Annotated in this window: 16 protein-coding genes; 3 read left to right on the top strand and 13 right to left on the bottom strand. The window is 60.2% G+C overall.

From position 1 onward, the window contains the following. Positions 1–130 precede the first annotated feature (130 nt). The 10 genes from JWR14_RS34485 to JWR14_RS34440 form a co-directional block, all read right to left on the bottom strand. Positions 131–634, bottom strand: coding sequence for a DUF3455 domain-containing protein (locus JWR14_RS34485; protein WP_299718433.1), 504 nt, complete (start codon positions 632–634; stop codon positions 131–133). Positions 635–734: 100 nt separating this feature from the next. Continuing rightward, positions 735–1352, bottom strand: coding sequence for a superoxide dismutase (locus tag JWR14_RS34480; RefSeq protein ID WP_366144625.1), 618 nt, complete (start codon positions 1350–1352; stop codon positions 735–737). Positions 1353–1665: 313 nt separating this feature from the next. Then, positions 1666–3387 carry a tannase/feruloyl esterase family alpha/beta hydrolase gene (locus tag JWR14_RS34475; RefSeq protein ID WP_299718429.1) on the bottom strand — a complete coding sequence of 574 codons (1722 nt, stop codon included), beginning with the start codon at positions 3385–3387 and terminating at the stop codon, positions 1666–1668. 10 nt (positions 3388–3397) lie between these two features. Further along, positions 3398–4546: a porin gene (locus tag JWR14_RS34470; RefSeq protein ID WP_299718427.1), complete on the bottom strand. Its 1149-nt coding sequence runs from the start codon at positions 4544–4546 to the stop codon at positions 3398–3400. Between the two features lie 59 nt (positions 4547–4605). Continuing rightward, positions 4606–5844 (bottom strand): 3-(3-hydroxy-phenyl)propionate transporter MhpT, encoded by a 1239-nt coding sequence (gene mhpT / locus JWR14_RS34465; protein WP_299718435.1) that lies wholly within the window; start codon positions 5842–5844, stop codon positions 4606–4608. Between the two features lie 99 nt (positions 5845–5943). Next, on the bottom strand, positions 5944–7806 hold the full coding sequence (locus tag JWR14_RS34460) for a feruloyl-CoA synthase (RefSeq protein WP_299718424.1): 1863 nt from the start codon (positions 7804–7806) through the stop codon (positions 5944–5946). Between the two features lie 88 nt (positions 7807–7894). Further along, complete coding sequence (locus JWR14_RS34455) at positions 7895–9346, bottom strand: aldehyde dehydrogenase (RefSeq protein ID WP_299718422.1); 1452 nt, start codon at positions 9344–9346, stop codon at positions 7895–7897. A gap of 24 nt (positions 9347–9370) precedes the next feature. Then, complete coding sequence (locus JWR14_RS34450; RefSeq protein ID WP_299718420.1) at positions 9371–10201, bottom strand: p-hydroxycinnamoyl CoA hydratase/lyase; 831 nt, start codon at positions 10199–10201, stop codon at positions 9371–9373. Positions 10202–10370: 169 nt separating this feature from the next. Further along, positions 10371–10841: a MarR family transcriptional regulator gene (locus JWR14_RS34445; protein ID WP_299718418.1), complete on the bottom strand. Its 471-nt coding sequence runs from the start codon at positions 10839–10841 to the stop codon at positions 10371–10373. 69 nt (positions 10842–10910) lie between these two features. After that, positions 10911–11927, bottom strand: coding sequence for a 1-aminocyclopropane-1-carboxylate deaminase (locus tag JWR14_RS34440; RefSeq protein WP_299718416.1), 1017 nt, complete (start codon positions 11925–11927; stop codon positions 10911–10913). 160 nt (positions 11928–12087) lie between these two features. On the opposite strand from JWR14_RS34440, the gene JWR14_RS34435 reads away from it, so the two are divergent. Both JWR14_RS34435 and JWR14_RS34430 read left to right on the top strand, forming a co-directional pair. After that, positions 12088–12597 (top strand): Lrp/AsnC family transcriptional regulator, encoded by a 510-nt coding sequence (locus JWR14_RS34435; protein ID WP_299718414.1) that lies wholly within the window; start codon positions 12088–12090, stop codon positions 12595–12597. Positions 12598–12792: 195 nt separating this feature from the next. Further along, entirely contained in the window at positions 12793–13113 is a 321-nt protein-coding gene (locus tag JWR14_RS34430; protein ID WP_299718412.1) for a pyrimidine/purine nucleoside phosphorylase, read from the top strand. A gap of 178 nt (positions 13114–13291) precedes the next feature. On the opposite strand, the gene JWR14_RS34425 is transcribed toward JWR14_RS34430, so the two are convergent. The 3 genes from JWR14_RS34425 to JWR14_RS34415 form a co-directional block, all read right to left on the bottom strand. Next, positions 13292–13648: a hypothetical protein gene (locus JWR14_RS34425; protein ID WP_299718410.1), complete on the bottom strand. Its 357-nt coding sequence runs from the start codon at positions 13646–13648 to the stop codon at positions 13292–13294. Positions 13649–13888: 240 nt separating this feature from the next. Then, the gene (locus JWR14_RS34420) at positions 13889–14779 is read right to left on the bottom strand and encodes an alpha/beta fold hydrolase (RefSeq protein WP_299718408.1); all 891 of its coding nucleotides are present in this window, start codon (positions 14777–14779) and stop codon (positions 13889–13891) included. Between the two features lies 1 nt (position 14780). After that, entirely contained in the window at positions 14781–15512 is a 732-nt protein-coding gene (locus JWR14_RS34415) for a DUF4118 domain-containing protein (protein ID WP_299718406.1), read from the bottom strand. A 310-nt stretch (positions 15513–15822) separates the two neighbouring features. Here JWR14_RS34415 and JWR14_RS34410 point away from each other — a divergent pair. Next, the coding region (locus JWR14_RS34410; protein WP_299717774.1) for a response regulator at positions 15823–16033 on the top strand (211 nt) is incomplete at its 3' end.

Here is a 16033-nt window from a genome sequence, read left to right as displayed (position 1 = left end):
CGACAAGGCCAATGCAATCAGCAAACCCGCGCGAAGCGTACGAAAGCGAGGCAGCAATCTGAAGTCGTGCATGATTGTCTTTTGAACAAGGCGGCGCACGGGAAGCGGTCATCATGACCGCCCGCCCAACCTATTTGTAGAAAATGTAATTAGCGATGTAAGGCGAGTTGCCAATCTCATGTTCGGTCGAACACGGCGAGGCCGGCATCACGCCGCCCACGGTGTTCACGCGCTGAACATAACGAATAGCGGACAGCATGCCGCTCGCCGCGGTGCTACGGGTTTCGAGCAATAACTGTGGCACGCTCGCGGCGGTTTCACTCGGCGTTTGCGCGATCACGTGGCCCACGATCCGGCTGCCATCGTCCGCTTCCCACGACGGCCCCGCCGCATGCCGGATCAACGGCTGGCCGCTTGTGTCGTAGAGCGTTGCTTGCGGGTTCTTGAACACCCAACCCAAGTGGTGCTGCGCGTCGTATTCACAGGAATACACTTGCACGCCGGAAGCGGTCGTCGCCAGCACGCGCTCCGCTTGTGGGGGATCGATGGGCGGGGCGGCGAACGCGGCAGTACTTGCAACACAGCCCGCGATCACGGCGCTTGCACAACTGACACGGCCGAAAATGGTGAACATGAAATCCCTGCCTAAGTGGATTGACAAATGAGCTGACGAATAAGTTGGCTATCGATTGTGCGCCCGCGGCCATGTTGCGAGCACAATGCCCTCGCCCGACTCAGACCCGATCCAGATTAGCCGACGCAAACGCCCAGTTCAAATGCTGCGACACGGTAGCAACGAGGTAGTCGGGACGGCGATTCTGATAGTCCAGGTAATACGCATGCTCCCATACATCCACCGTCAGCAACGGCGCGAGGCCCCGCGTGAACGGCGTTTCCGCGTTGCTCGTCTTGACGACCGCAAGCTCGCCCTGGTCAAGCACCAGCCAGCCCCAACCGCTGCCGAATTGCGACGCCGACGTCTTCACCAATGCTTTCGTCAACGCATCGGTTGAACCGAACTTGCGCACGATTGCCGCCTGGAGTTTTTCGCTCGGCTGCGTGGTAACGGGGCTCAGCGAATTCCAGTAAAAGTTGTGATTCCAGGCTTGCGCGGCGTTGTTGAAGACATCGGCGAGAGCGGGTTGATCGTGCGATTGCATGATCACTTGTTCAAGCGATGCCTGCGCAAGCGGCGTACCGGCCAGCAGCTTGTGCAGGTTATCGAAATATGCGCGATGGTGCTTGCCGTAATGAAACCCAATGGTGCGCGCCGAGATCACGGGCTCAAGCGCGTTTTCCGCATAAGGCAGCGGCGGCAGCGTCTGTGGCGATGATCCAAGGTAAGCGGGCACTACGCCGAGCGTCGGTTTTGCATCGGCCGGAGACTGGGTCGATGTGTCTTGCATCGAGGCGCCGAACGCAAGCTTCGAGAGCGCGATACCCGCCGACGCTAACGATCCGCTTGCAATCAGGCGACGACGGGAAATGAGCGAATTGAACATGAAGAAACCCGTAAGTTTGGAGTGGTAGCAGCCTTTACCGGTTCACCGGTTTGTCCTGGCTGCACTCACATAACGCGTGGGGTCCAACATCTATTCCATCGGGTGCGGCGATTCCTGGGATTCAAACCCGACGTGGGTCCGGGCGGCCCGGGCCGCCTGTCCATCAACTGCAGGCGAAGCTGCTCGCCACATTCAGATCGCCGCCTTTATAGCGGGCGACCTTCGGATAGGGGCACAACGGCCGCGTGCGTCCTGCTCCCCAGTCAGCCGGAACGTCGGGGTTCGGAACAACGTTGCTCGCATCACGCGCAGTCGCCACGATGGTGTCCGGGGCCTTGCCCTGTTCGACCCACGCGATCATTGGCGTGAGCATGTCGAACTGATCGGTGCTCGGACCGCCGCTGCAATGATTCATGCCGGCGACCGTATAGAGGCGCGCGAAGTTCGACGCGTCTCCTCCGTTCGCCGCGGCAAGAGCCTGATACCAGGCCGTCGTATCGTTCGATGAAAACACGGGATCGCTCGTGCCGTGATACACCATCAACTTTGCACCACGATTCTTCAACGCGCTGAGATCGGTTTCGTTAGGTGGCGTCATGAACGACCATGACGCTTCGGTATAGACACCGCTGGTCGCGAATATCTTTGGTGCGTCCGTATCCATGCTGAAGTTGAATGCATACGCCGGCAACTGCTTCAGCACAGAAGCGCTCTGCGGCGGCGAGGTAAACGTGAAAGCAGCAGCGGCCGGATCAAGCGTGATCGAATTGCCCTGTTTCCAGGCCGACCAGCCTGCACCGAGACCGGCGTCGTAGGGAAAGCTTGAGTAGAGTGCCGTGCCTGCGCTGTTGCGAGCACCTGAGAAGACATTTCCGATAGCGGTTTTCTGTGCAGTGGTCAGGCACGTCCCGTCACGCACGTTGCCCGAACACGTCGGCACGTCGTTCGTGAGATTGAAATTCGCCTGGCACGCCTTGATATCCTGAATGAGACCATCGCTTGCACCATCGAGCGCATCGCACTTCGACAGGATCTTCGACGCAACCATGGCGCGCTCTGTCGCGGTAAAGCTGGTTGTGATATCCGGCAGTCCGGCCGACGTATTCGCGGTGGCAACCGTCGCAAGCTGCTGCGCACTCCACATTTCACCCACCGCCGCCTTAGGCAGATGAAAGCCCGGATCGCCCGCGATGATCCCGTCATATTGTCCCGATGACCGCGCGGCGGCGACCATGGCATGACGGCCGCCGTTCGAGCAACCATCGAAATAGCTGCGGTCCGGTCCCTTGCCATAGACAAGCTTGATGACCTGCTTGGCCATTGGCGTCAATGTGGCCACCGCGTGGTAGCCGTAATCAACACGTGCTTGCGGATCGAGGCCAAAAAGCGGTGTCTGGGAACCATCGTGGCCCGCATCTGAACTGATGACGACGAATCCCATGTTAAGTGCATCGTTGGTTGGCCCACCGCCGCTGATCTCGCCCGTCGCCGTCACAACGGTGCCATCCAGCCCGCCATTAGCCTGATAGAAGAAGCGCCCGTTCCACGCCACGGGCAAGCGCATTTCGAAGCCGATCGCGTACGTCTGGCCATCGACAGGGCTAACCCGCTGGTTCATGCTGCCCCGAATCAGGCAGTGCTCCGCGATGGGTCGCCCCGCCACCGTCAACGTACCCGCAGCGACGGTGCTCACCGTCGTGAACACGGTATTCGCAAACACCAGTTTAGGAGCCAATGCCTCGCACGTTCCGGACAAGCTTGCCGGCGTGGCGGCACTCAATTGCGGAAGCGGCGTGGCGGCGCTACTGTCGTCATGGCTGCTGCCACCGCATGCGGCAAGCGTCATCGACGTCATTACTGCGAGTGTTATTGCAGATTTTCTCATCTCATGTCTCCTAGAACATGTGCCGCACGCCGAGCATCACGCCCGTTTGTCCAGCACCGGGCGCCGGCGTCGTTCCGCCACCGCCACCGCTCACCGAATAGCTGGCCCTCGCGCTATTGGCGAGATAAGAGGCTTGCGCATAGACCGCCGTGCGCGCAGACAAGAGATAGGTGGTGCGCAACGTTCCCATCGTCGCGCGAGTGTCGTGATCGTTGTTCACGATGCGGTACAGCTCCCCATCGACGAGAAATGCTGGCGTTACGTAGTACGAAGCGCCGAGGAAGAAAAGATTCGAACGAACGTCAGGTACGCTCGCTGAATCGGTTTCTACCCGTCGGTTGAGCCAACCCGCACCGATCTTTGCATTGCCGAACTTCGCATACGCACTGACGTGGGTACGGATGTCCCTCTCTGCAGCGCTCGTGAGGACAGTTGGCGCCACGCCGTCGAAGAAATTGGCCGCTGCATTTGGCCCGCCGCCGCGCTGTTCTTCGTACGATGCCGCCACGCCGTAGGACGGCGCGTCATACTTGAGCATGACCGACCAGTCCCGACATTGCGTTGACTGCCCGGGCACGGAGCCAGTACACGTGCCTTGTCCCGGCGAATTGCCGGTTCCGGTCGAGTCGCGGCCGAACGAATAGCTCGCGCCCAAGGTGACTCCCTTGTAGGTACCAATATATGTGACCGAGTTATCGGCGCGGGCGTTCGGTACGTAAGCATCCAGTGAGCCGAGGCCATAGATGTCCGGCCCGATAATGTCGGCGCCTATGAGCGCCAGATAAGTCATGGTGTATTGACGGCCGAAGGCCACGGTACCGTATGGACTCCTCACCCCAACGAACGCCTGCCGCCCGAACAAGCGTCCGCCCTGCCCGAGATCGCCTCCGCGGGTGTTGAAGCCGTTCTCGAGTGTGAACACGGCGCTATAGCCTCCGCCCAGATCCTCGGCACCCCGCAGGCCCCAGCGGGATGGCAGTTCGCCGGTCACGCCAGGCATACGGAACACGTGGCCTCCCGCAGCATTCGCATGCGATACATATTCGATGCCGGTGTCGACGATTCCGTAAAGCGTCACACTCGATTGCGCGACAGCCGCCGCGCTTGCCACGCAGAGTGCGCTGCATAAAAGAAGTCGTACGGGTGCTTGCAGTGTCATTGTCGTTGTCTCCATACCGTTGTTTATCGAATTGTTTTTTTAGAAAGCGCTGGACAGCTTCATTCGTTCGCGCGTGGCCGCCTGATCAACAGCAAGGCCGCTATCGCCGCGATCAGCGTGACGGGAATGCTCGCGCCGATCACCACCGACGAACTACGACCCATTGCCAGCAACTGGCCTGCGGCAAGCGGACCGACCACCGAGCCGATACGGCCTACCGCCACTGCCGCACCCACGCCGGTGCCACGCATCGCGGTTGGGTAGAACGCTGCGGAAAGCGCGTACAAGACCGATTGACCGCCGATCACGAACATGCCGGCGAAGAATGCAGATACTGTCAGCGCGGTGAAACCCGGCGCCATCGACAACGCGGCGAGCGACGCGATAATGCCGATGTACATTCCCGCTACCACGACGCTCGCACGCATGCGGTCCATCAGCATGCCGATACAGAGCGCACCACTACCTCCGCCCACGTTGAAGAACACCTGCACATAGCCGACTTCGGCCCGCGCGAGACCGCGTGCTGCCATCAGCGAGGGCAGCCAGTTGAGCAAGAAATAGAGAACGATCAGCGTGCAAAAATAGCTGATCCAGATTTGCAGTGTCGAGAAACCGCGTGAGGCGCCAAAAAGTATTTCGCCCACTGGCGCAGGCTTTACGCTGCCATCGCGCGAAGCCTTTTCGAAAGCTTTGGACTCGGGCAGGAACGCGAGCAACAGGGGCACGAGAATGAGCGGACCTGCACCACCAACGTAGAAGATATGCCGCCACTCGGCATCGCCCGCACTCAGCACGCCGATCGCTGAAGCGATCACGCCGCCGAACGGAATGCCGCAATACATCACGCTCACCGCAGTGCTGCGTGAGCGCGGCGACACCGCTTCAGACGACAGCGCAATCAGGTTCGGCAACGCACCACCCAGTCCGATCCCAGTCAGCACGCGCACGATCACCAGCGTCTGGAAATCGCTCACGAGAGCGGTTGCAATCGACAACAGGCCGAACAGGCAGGCCGAGATCACCAGCACTCGCTTACGTCCGATCCGGTCGGCAAGACGACCACCGAACATTGCACCAGGCAAGAGGCCGAACGTCCCTGCGCTGAACGCCAGGCCCATTTGCGAGACGGAGAGATTAAACTCGCGCGCCATGCGCGGCGCGGCGACGCCGACCGATTGCAGGTCAAGTCCCTCGAGCAATGCAATGGCAAAGCATAGAGCGAGCGTGATGGCAGCACCGGATCGGACAGCCGGCTTGCTGGACACACTGCTTGCAGAGGATTCTGTCTTGATCATCTTCATATTAGTCATCCTTATTAATATGCCGGGTTTTCCCCGATAATTTCTGCGTAGCCATCCACACGCCAACGATCCCTTCGGCGCGCAATGCCAGGTTTATTTGTTCGGTGTGACGATCACGCGTGGATCGTCCGGATCAGCCTCATGCATGGCCTCGATCAGCGCTTCCCGATGTTTCTGCACGGCGCGCTGGTTGATCGATCCCTTGTCGGTGATTTCACCCAGATCGAGCGAAGGCGGGGTATCGAGCAGCCGCAACCGGGCGACGAACGTGCTCGCCCCCGTCGATTGACGGTTCAGGCGCAAGAGAAGATCTGCGAAAAACGCACGGACCGGTGCGGCGCCCAGCACATAAATCGGGTCCACGCCGGGACGCAGCGCGGCGAGCCGGCGGCAGTCTTCAAGACGCGGGAAAACGAGCAAACCAATCTCCCCGCGATTGATCCCCGTCACCACCACGTCCTGCACATAGGGCGCACCTTCGGATACCACTCGTGCACGCAACGGTCCAACGCTGACGAACGTGCCGGAATTCAGTTTGAAGTCCTCTGCGATGCGGCCGTCGAATTGCAGACCGATCTCCGGGCGCTCCGGGTCGACGAACGTTGCCGCGTCGCCACTGCAATAGAAACCTTCTTCGTCGAACGTCGGTTCATCCGCTGCCGATACGTCCCGCCGCCAGTAACCCGCCATCACGTGGGGCCCGCGAAAACGCAGTTCGAGCTTGCCGTCGACTGGCACGAGCTTCGTCTCGCAGCCCGGCGCGGGCAATCCGATGTATCCTGCCCGCATGACCGGGCCGGTGGTGAAGAGGCACGACGGCGATGTCTCCGTCATGCCAAGTCCCGCCATGATGCGGATACGTTCGCCGCAGTGTTGCTCAGTGACACGTTCCAGCCGGTTCCACGCTGCTTGCGACAATCCCGCACCGCCGAAAAAATACAGCTTCACGCGAGCGAAGAAACGGCGCCGCAAGGGCTCGTCGGTTTCCAGCGCGATGGCGAGTTCTTCCCAGCCTTTTGGAACGTTGAAATACGCGGTCGGCGAAATCTCGCGCAAATTGCGCAGCGTCTCCTCGAATTTGCCGGCAACCGGCTTGCCATCATCGATATAAAGCGAGCCGCCGTTGTACAGCGCGATGCCGACGTTATGGCTGCCGCCGTAGGTGTGGTTCCACGGCAGCCAATCGACAAGCAGCGGCGGCTCCTTCGCAAATTCGGGGAAAGTCTGCAGCAGCATTTGCTGGTTGCTGCACAACATGCGGTGCGTGGTCGGTACCGCCTTTGGCAGTCTCGTCGACCCGGAGGTGAAGAGGATCTTGGCGATCGTGTCTGCATTGACTTCCGCAGATACGGCATCAATGTCGCGGGGTGTGTGGTCGAGCAAGGTATCGAACCCTATCGAGCGCGGCGTCGCCCTGTTCGTTACGAGCGCCACGTCAGCGGGAACGACTGCTTCTATCGCACGAGAAAATGCGACGTGATCAGCGGCATAGACAAGCCCGGGGCGCAACACGTCCAGCAGCGTGCGAAGCTTGCCGAAGTCGCTTGAAACAAGCGAATAAGCCGGCGAAAGTGGTGCAAACGGAATACCGGCCAGCATGGCTCCGAAGGCGAGTTGCAAATGCTCCAGATCGTTGCCCGAGAGGATGGCAAGCGGCCGCTCCTGCGAGAGCCCGAGGTCAAGCAGTGCCTGGCCGATCGCCCTCGCCCGCCCCAGCATGCCGGCATAGGTGATCTCGATCCACGCGCCTGACTCGCCCCGGCGCGCAACCAGCACGCGTGCCGGGTGCGCTTCTGCGCCGCTGATCAACCGGTCCGTGAGTCGCCTCGGAAACGCTCGCAATGGCTCGTTGGAGCGCAAGTACCACGCGTTGCCTCGTTTCACGACATCGGTCGTGGCGGTAGTCACAGCCACGTCCCGATACCGCGCGCCCAACCCTGCTTCAACGCTCGTCACGCTCTTGTCTCCTGCCTGTCTGATTGCGATGGACCGTGCCTTTCTTTCACGAAGGCTGTGGGCCGGCCAAATATGACCGCGTCCGCTACTAGACCGGATAACGCCGGGCTTCGTTCTGGATCGTTATCCAGCGCAAGTCTGTGAATTCTGCGATCGAAGCCTGGCTGCCGAAGCGTCCATAGCCGCTGCTTTTCACGCCGCCGAACGGCATTTGCGCTTCGTCGTGAACGGTCGGGCCGTTGATATGGCAGATGCCCGACTCGATGCGTTTAGCAAGCGCCAGCGCACGCGACACGTCGCGGCTGAAGATTGCCGATGACAAGCCGAACTCGCTGTCGTTCGCCACACGCACGGCTTCGTCGTCGCCATCCACGCGCTGCACCGTCACCACCGGTCCGAACGATTCCTCCCGATAAAGGCGCATTTCCGGCGTAATACCATCGACGATCACCGGCTGCATGATCGCGCCTTCGTGTCTGCACCCAGTGGGCAATTGCGCGCCTTTGTCGCTCGCATCCGCGATCAGCGCCGCTACCCGGGCAACTGCGCCGACGTCGATCATCGCGCCGAGCACGCTGCCTGCATCGAGTGGATTGCCGGCTAAGAGCGAACGCGCTTTCGTCGTGAGTTTGCCGACGAAGACATCGGCAATCTTGCGATCGACTATCACGCGCTCGGTCGACATGCAGATCTGCCCCTGGTTAAAGAAGGCACCGAACGCGATGCCGTTGACAGCGGCGTCGAGGTCGGCGTCATCGAGTACCAGGACCGGCGCTTTGCCACCCAGCTCAAGTAGCGCCGGCTTCAAATGCTCCGCCGCGAGCTTCGCAATGATGCGTCCCACATGCGTCGAACCCGTGAAATTCACGCGGCGCACATGCGGATGCGCAATCAGCCTTTCGACAATCATCGCCGCGTCCTCCGGCGCGTTCGTCACGACGTTGATCACACCGTCGCCGAGACCCGCTTCGTGCAGCACGTCGCCGATCATCGTATGGACTGCAGGACATTGTTCCGATGCCTTCAGCACGACAGTATTGCCGCACGCGAGCGGCATGGCGACCGCGCGCGTACCGAGGATCACGGGTGCGTTCCACGGTGCGATGCCAAGCACGACGCCGCACGGCTGGCGGACCGCTAGCGCAAGGTTGCCGGGGACGTCGGAAGGGATCACGCTGCCATCGATCTGCGTGGTCATTGACGCCGCTTCGCGCAGCATGTTGGCCGCGAGCATGACGTTGAAGCCATACCAGTTCGGCATGGCGCCGGTCTCAGCCACGCCCGCCGCGATAAAGTCGGGCGTGCGTGCATCCATCAAGTCGGCGGCTTTCAGCAAGCGCTTGCGGCGTTCAGTCGGCGCAAGCGCGGCCCACGCGGGAAACGCTGCGTGCGCGGCTGTCACCGCCGCATCGGCATCGACGGGGCTTGCGGCCGGCGCGCGAGTCGCGACCTGGCCGCTCACCGGATTGCGCCGCTCGAAGCTCGCACCGTCGGCGGCTTGCCACGCCCTGCCGCCAATCAGCATGCTGATTTTGTTCATCGACCTGTCTCCTCAACCTTCGCTTCAGCGCTTGTAAGCTTGCAAGCCGGGCTTGATCGCCTTGTCGTCCAGGAATTGCTTGAGGCCTTGTGCGCGGCCTTGTTCGGGGTCACGCAATTGCGCCTGGTCGAGCTTCGCGTACAGATAGTCCTCAGCTTGCTCCCACGTCAGTTCACGCGCACGCTTGAAGCCGTGTTTTGCCGCGCGCAATACGACTGGATTTTTCTCGAGTAGCCTGGCCGCGAGTGCGATGGTTTCATCCCGCAACTGTTCAAGCGGCACGCTCTTGTTCACCAGGCCCATGTCGGCTGCTTCCGTGCCGGAAAACGTGTCACCCGTCATGATGTAGTGCAGCGCGCGCCTGTGCCCCACCGTGTCCGCCATCGCCTTGCTTACGAGGTTGCCGGGCGGGATACCCCAGTTGATCTCCGAGAGACCGAACACCGCTTCGTCAGCGGCGATCGCCAGATCGCAGGCAACAAGCGGCGAAAAACCACCGCCAAAGCACCAGCCGTTGACCATCGCGATGGTCGGCTTTGCATACATGCGCAAGCGCCGCCATTGCCATTCCGATGCGTCTCGACGAATCTTTTCCTGCAGGATCTCCGGACCGGCATCGACTTCGCGGAAGTATTCCTTGAGGTCCATGCCCGCGGTCCACGCGGCGCCGTTGCCGGTCAGCACGAGCACCTTCGCGGTGGCATCGAGTTCAATAGCGTCCAGTACCTGGAGCATTTCGGCATTCAGCGTAGGGCTCATTGCATTGCGTTTCTCCGGGCGATTGAGCATCACCCATGCAATGCCTTCTTCGACTTTTACGTCCACCGTTGTCCAGCGACCTTCGTACGTGCTCATGTCAATTTCCTGAAATAGGGTCTGAAAAGCGGCCTGATGAATAGGCTAATCACCGTTGATAGCGTGCGGTCATCACTTGCCTTGGACTCCATTTAATATCAGGTAACCTGAGATAGCAAGCGCGATTTGACCCGGTGAAAACACCTAGGCTTTTTTGAATGAGAGGAGATTAACCGCGCAAGTTGCGCACGAAGATTTCGAGGTGACCTTGCACCGAACTCGCAACGTCCGGCTCGATACCGGCAAGCATCTGCGCTTCGAGTGCGCGCACAACCTGCTCGCACTGCCGAAGGACATCGCGGCCTTCATCGGTCAACTGCAGCAGGACGATTCGTCCGTGCGTGGGGTCCGGTTCTCGCGTGATCCAGCCGCGGGCAGCCATCGCGTTCATGACTTCGTTGGCCGACTGCGGGGTAATCAGTGAACGCTCCGCAAGTTGGGCATTCGACGCCTGTCCACGTGCATCCAGAACGGACAGGGCGGTGAACTGCGCGAGGGTCAGGCCGAGCGGAGCAAGCGCCTCGGTCATCCGGCGCCGCAAGATCCGGTCGAGGCTGCCGATCACATAGGCGAGGCGAAGCGTGGGACGGCGTTTGCGTCCGGCGGGTTCTTCGGGGGGCAGCGCGGGCTTCTTGGTCATCGGTAAGTGGGGTGATCGGCACGTTCATGATCTTAACGTGCCGAGGCACGACGTGGCGTCGTCACCCAATCAACCGTCGCGAAACAGGAAGCTATAAGCGTTCAACGCAGGCACGCCGCCAAGATGCGCATACAGCACCTTCGAGCCTTCCGGGAACTCGCCGCGTTTCACTTTATCGATCATGCCGTGCATGGACTTGCCTTCGTACACGGGGTCGGTCAACACACCTTCCAGCCTCGCGCACAGGCGGATGGCCTCGAGCGTCCCATCGTTCGGCAAACCGTATTCCGGGCCGCCATAGCGCTCATCCAGCACGATATCGTTCAACGTGATGTCACGTCCCAGCTCTACTCGTTCAGCAGTTTGCCGCGCGATCCGGTGGATCTGCTCACGGGTTTTTTCAGGCTTGGCCGATGCATCGATACCAATCACCCGATCCGCGCGTCCGTCCGCCGCAAAACCCACAACCATGCCGGCCTGTGTGCTGCCCGTGACCGAACAGACCACGATGTAATCGAACTTGAAACCAAGCTCCACTTCTTGCTGACGCACTTCTTCCGCAAAACCCACGAAGCCCAGGCCGCCTAGTGGATGGTCCGAACAACCCGCCGGAATTGCGTAAGGCTTGCCGCCCGCCTTCCGCACGCTCTCCAGAGCCTCTTCCCAGCTCTTGCGAAAACCGATGTCGAAACCGTCCGCGACCAGGCGCACATCGGCACCCATGATCCGCGACATCTGGATATTGCCAACGCGGTCATACACCGCGTCCGAGTAGTTCACCCAGTTCTCCTGCACCAGCACGCATTTCATGCCGAGATGCGCGGCAACGGCTGCCACCTGACGCGTCTGGTTCGACTGGATCCCGCCGATGGAGACCAGCGTGTCGCAACCTTGTGCGATCGCTTCGGGGATCAGGTACTCGAGCTTGCGGGTTTTATTGCCGCCGAATGCGAGGCCGCTGTTGCAGTCTTCGCGCTTGGCATAGAGCTCGACCTTGCCGCCAAGATGGTCTGACAGCCGTGCGAGCGGCTGGATCGGCGTTGGCCCGAAAGTGAGCGCGTGACGGGGAAATTTCTTGAGGTTCATGTGCCGCTCCGATGATCAGCCAAGTCGTCGCATTAATTTGCGTCGATAAGAAGTATGGTAAAAAACTTTGGCTGAAGCAGGGTTGCGAATAAATTATCGTTTGTTTAATTCTCACTGAATGAATGCCGAGTCGACGTAATTAACGTGTGGAGAAATAGCTATGAGCGCAACAAAAGTTCGTACTGGCTCGCAGCCAAGTGATCAATCGGGCGCTGAGCTGGACCGCGTCGACCGCGCGATCCTCAGACAGCTTCAGCGTGACGCCTCTATTTCCAACGTCGCGCTTGCGGCCAAGGTGAACTTGAGTGCACCAGCGTGTTTGCGCCGCGTAGAACGGCTTAAACAAGCGAGGCTGATCCGCGGGACGGTCGCATTGCTGGACCCGAAGAAGCTCAACGCGGGCATGCTGATGATCATCGGCGTGGTGCTGGATCGCTCCACGCCCGAGTCTTTCGCCGCGTTCGAGAAAGCCGCGCAAAAGGTCTCGGGATGCATGGAGTGCCACATTGTGACGGGCGAGATCGACTGCTTCATGCTGGTACGCACGCGCGACAGCGAGAGTTTCAACCGCCTGCATGCCGAACAGTTGTTGTACTTGCCCGGGGTGCGCCAGGTCAGGACCTTCATGGTCCTGAAGGAAATCCTGTCGACAACCAGTTTCCCTATCTAGCGTTTCGGCGCGTGGCAAGCCGGACGCATGGCGCGCGCACGAAGCGCACGGAGCCATTGCCAAGCTGACGAATAATCACTATGTTTTGCGGGGCAGCAAAACCACCCTTCAGACCAAACGATTAGACAGATCATCGTGCCGGCGGCCTGAGCCCCATGCCGTCGGCCAGCCAACCGGCCCATAGGAATTCCACGCATGACAACGACCGCACAATTCGACAATGTCTCGATCATCAAGCACGCCAATATTTACTTCGATGGCAAATGTGTCTCGCATACCATTCTGCTTGCCGATGGCACGCGCAAGACGCTAGGCGTCATTTTCCCGGCTCTGCTGACATTCTCGACGCAAGCGCCGGAACAGATCGACGTCAATGCCGGACGATGCCGCGTGCGTAATCCGGGAGAAGATGCGTGGCGTGAATACGGCGCGGGCGAGTCCATCACCGTGCCGGGCAACACCAGCTTTGAGATCGAAGTGATTGAAACCGTCGACTACGTCTGCCACTACTTTTGAGCTGGAAGGATCGTCCTGACGTGTACCGATCACGGCTGATCTGAACTAAAAGACGGGCGATTGGCGGCAAGGGTTGGTCACGCCGTCAGTCCACCGTCTTCCGGCAACGCACGTCGCATGCGCATGAGGTGCATGAGGTGCATGAGGTGCATGAGGTGCATGACGTGCATGACGTGCACTACCTGGCCGCGATCTGCCGGCGCGCCGCCACCGGACAAAGCTCGGCGTACATCTGCACCAGCCACGCGTGCGGGCAATCGTTGCTGATCGAAATACCGTTCGCGTTGACGTCGCTCAACAGGATCTGGCGGTTCTGCAACGCGGCCTTGAACGCGCAGCTTGCCTTATGCCGCACAAACAGCGCGCCGAGCACCGCGATAACGAACACCATCGTCCGGAGTCCGAACGTACCCGGACGGTCCAACGGTACGCGGAGCAACAACACAATGAACAGGCATGCCGCCGTCAGCACCGCCACCGACGCCGACAACAGCACCGCATGGGCGCGCAATGTAATCGACAGGGTGGTTTGCATGACAGTCTCTCCGGGCTTGCGCCAGGCGGAATTAGCTTTCGATCTCGAACAAGGCCCCGCTTTCATCTGATACTGCGTCTGTGTCGACCAGCAATGCGGCACTGCAGAATCCTCATTGCGCATAGACTGCGCGATGCATGCTTAAGCGACGCTTATCCGCGCGCGGAACGTTCAGTTACCAAAAATTGATTTGAAAGCTTCGACGCCGCTGTGGGCCGCCGCCGGGCTGTCGCCCAGGCTTTATTTGCCGATGGATGCCATCTGCCGGAGGCGTCGGGCCAACGCCTTCGATACCACCGGCTTCGCGCCACCTTCCGCGCTGCTGGCGGCCTCGCTTTCCTTGAGGAACACGGCTGTCTCGCGGGCAACGATTTCCCGCTCGTTGTCGGAGGTAATCATGTGATAAGAATCGTCGAGATAGATGGTACGCATGACCGTCGATCCAATGTTGGACGTGACGAATTGCGCGTTGCGCGGGCTCGACGTCTCGTCGTCAATTGCGTGAATCAACAGGCAATCGTTCTTAAGCGCAGTCAGCGTTTTTTTCACGCTCGCGGCAAGCCGGCTGGCTTCGTGCAGCGCGGGAAGCGAGATGCTCGACGGACCGACTTCGCTCAAGTCGTTGCGCTGCATCGCTCGGCCGACCTTCGCACGCAACGCCTCGTTGCGCAGCCCGAACGGCGCCTCCTCGCGATACCGCCAGCGGCGGCGCAACGGCGTGTAATACGCCCAGCCGAGCAGGAAGCGATACCACGGCATTGCCCAGCCGTCGTAGTCGAGGGTGACGGACAGCAGCACGATAGCCTGCGCGCTGGGCCGTTCACGCACGAGCGCCAGTGCAAGTGTGGCGCCCATGGACAGGCCGCACACGGACACGCGTGGGTAACGCGCGCTCAGCGCATCGAATTCCTTGACGGCGGCCGTGACCCACGCTTCCATCCTCAGCTCCGGCGTGCCTGCACTGTAACCGTGGAGGTTGGGTGTGCACGTGGTGAGCCCTTCGCTATTCAGGTACCGCGCGAGATGGCGCATTTCGAGCGGCGAACTGGACAGGCCGTGCAGCATCAGGACTGCATGGTCGCTACCGGAATAGAAGGTCGACGCGTTCAACGCGGGCGTTTCCTTGGTCACGCTAATCAACCCTGCGCAAGATCAGAAACTCACCGGCGTGCGTGGTAAAGCGCTCGCAGATGCATTCCACGAGTTTGTGCATGCCGTCGCCCGAACCAATGCGCACGCGATGCCGCCCGGGTTGCAAACCACGCTGAAGCCTTTCGATATCGTCAGGATGCGCATTGGCAAAAAGCCGCCCTGGCGCCATTTCCTTCGCGCCTTGGGCCGCATTGCGATCGACCGCCTGCAGCAGGATGATGGCGTCGTGATAATGCGGAAGATGCCGCACGAGTCGATGCGTTTCGTCCACCGCCCGGCGGGACAGCGCGCGCTCGTTGTCGGCACGCAGCAACATTTCATAGCGTGACAGCGCCACTGCCGCGATCAGTTCCGTACTGAACTGCGCGCGCCGGAGCCGTTCAATAAGGGTGATCATGCAGAGCGTGACGAGCGGATAAGAAATCGCCAGCATGATGTCAGCGCGATTGATGACTGCAATCTCACCGTAAGGTGGCACGAACAGGTAATCGGCAATGCCCAGTCCTAACAACATGACCGTCAGCGAAGGGATGAGCCCAAAGAAATATTCGACCATGGCCGCCGCTATGCAGAAGGCGACGCCCGGCATGACCGGACCCAGGAATGGGTGCAACGCGAGCCTGACGCCGCTTGCGACACACAGTGCGAGTGCACTCATTAACCACACTCGCTTGCCTCGCGGCGCCCAGCGGCGGGCGTTTTGAATATTCATTAATGCGGCTTGTTTCAGCGTGATATCCAGGACGGGGGTGAATTATTACACACAGTTACAGGCATTGTGCTGCGCGGTTGCTTAAGACAGGCTTAAGGACTTAACAGCGGCTGACTTGTCGCGCAAGGCGGCCGTTTCTTGGCTTGTTATTAGCTGTTTCTTGATAGCCAGATGCTAAGGATTACTGGTAATTTTCGAGGTTGATCGAAGCAGCGATTGATTCCTGGAAGCCTTTGCTTAAGGAACGCTTAAGCACCTGCCGCGGACAATGCATGTTCAATATTTGTTGGCATGACCGGGGGACTTCACGATGCGGCTATTACTGGTGGAAGACGACGAAATGATTGCCGAGACCGTGCTCGACTCCATGCGCCGGCTGGGTTATGCGATCGACTGGGCGGCGGACGGACGCGCCGCCGAGCTGTCGCTTGCCAATGGGGTGTACGACCTTGTATTGCTCGACCTCGGCTTGCCGAAACGCGACGGCATTCAGGTGTTGAACACGTACCGCAAGGCGGGCG

The organism is Caballeronia sp. (assembly GCF_028292365.1).
Classification (GTDB): Bacteria; Pseudomonadota; Gammaproteobacteria; order Burkholderiales; family Burkholderiaceae; genus Caballeronia.
The sequence above is the reverse complement of the archived record's forward strand: the minus strand, read 5'-3'. Positions and strand labels throughout refer to the sequence as shown.

Bases quoted from the DNA above. Each gene is read 5' to 3' on its own strand.
- JWR14_RS34455 (WP_299718422.1), bottom strand. From the start codon at position 9,346: ATGAACAAAATCAGCATGCTGATTGGCGGCAGGGCGTGGCAAGCCGCC.
- JWR14_RS34435 (WP_299718414.1), top strand. From the start codon at position 12,088: ATGAGCGCAACAAAAGTTCGTACTGGCTCGCAGCCAAGTGATCAATCG.
- JWR14_RS34425 (WP_299718410.1), bottom strand. From the start codon at position 13,648: ATGCAAACCACCCTGTCGATTACATTGCGCGCCCATGCGGTGCTGTTG.
- JWR14_RS34415 (WP_299718406.1), bottom strand. From the start codon at position 15,512: ATGAATATTCAAAACGCCCGCCGCTGGGCGCCGCGAGGCAAGCGAGTG.
- JWR14_RS34440 (WP_299718416.1), bottom strand. From the start codon at position 11,927: ATGAACCTCAAGAAATTTCCCCGTCACGCGCTCACTTTCGGGCCAACG.
- JWR14_RS34485 (WP_299718433.1), bottom strand. From the start codon at position 634: ATGTTCACCATTTTCGGCCGTGTCAGTTGTGCAAGCGCCGTGATCGCG.
- JWR14_RS34445 (WP_299718418.1), bottom strand. From the start codon at position 10,841: ATGACCAAGAAGCCCGCGCTGCCCCCCGAAGAACCCGCCGGACGCAAA.
- JWR14_RS34475 (WP_299718429.1), bottom strand. From the start codon at position 3,387: ATGAGAAAATCTGCAATAACACTCGCAGTAATGACGTCGATGACGCTT.
- JWR14_RS34430 (WP_299718412.1), top strand. From the start codon at position 12,793: ATGACAACGACCGCACAATTCGACAATGTCTCGATCATCAAGCACGCC.
- JWR14_RS34450 (WP_299718420.1), bottom strand. From the start codon at position 10,201: ATGAGCACGTACGAAGGTCGCTGGACAACGGTGGACGTAAAAGTCGAA.
- mhpT (WP_299718435.1), bottom strand. From the start codon at position 5,844: ATGATCAAGACAGAATCCTCTGCAAGCAGTGTGTCCAGCAAGCCGGCT.
- JWR14_RS34470 (WP_299718427.1), bottom strand. From the start codon at position 4,546: ATGACACTGCAAGCACCCGTACGACTTCTTTTATGCAGCGCACTCTGC.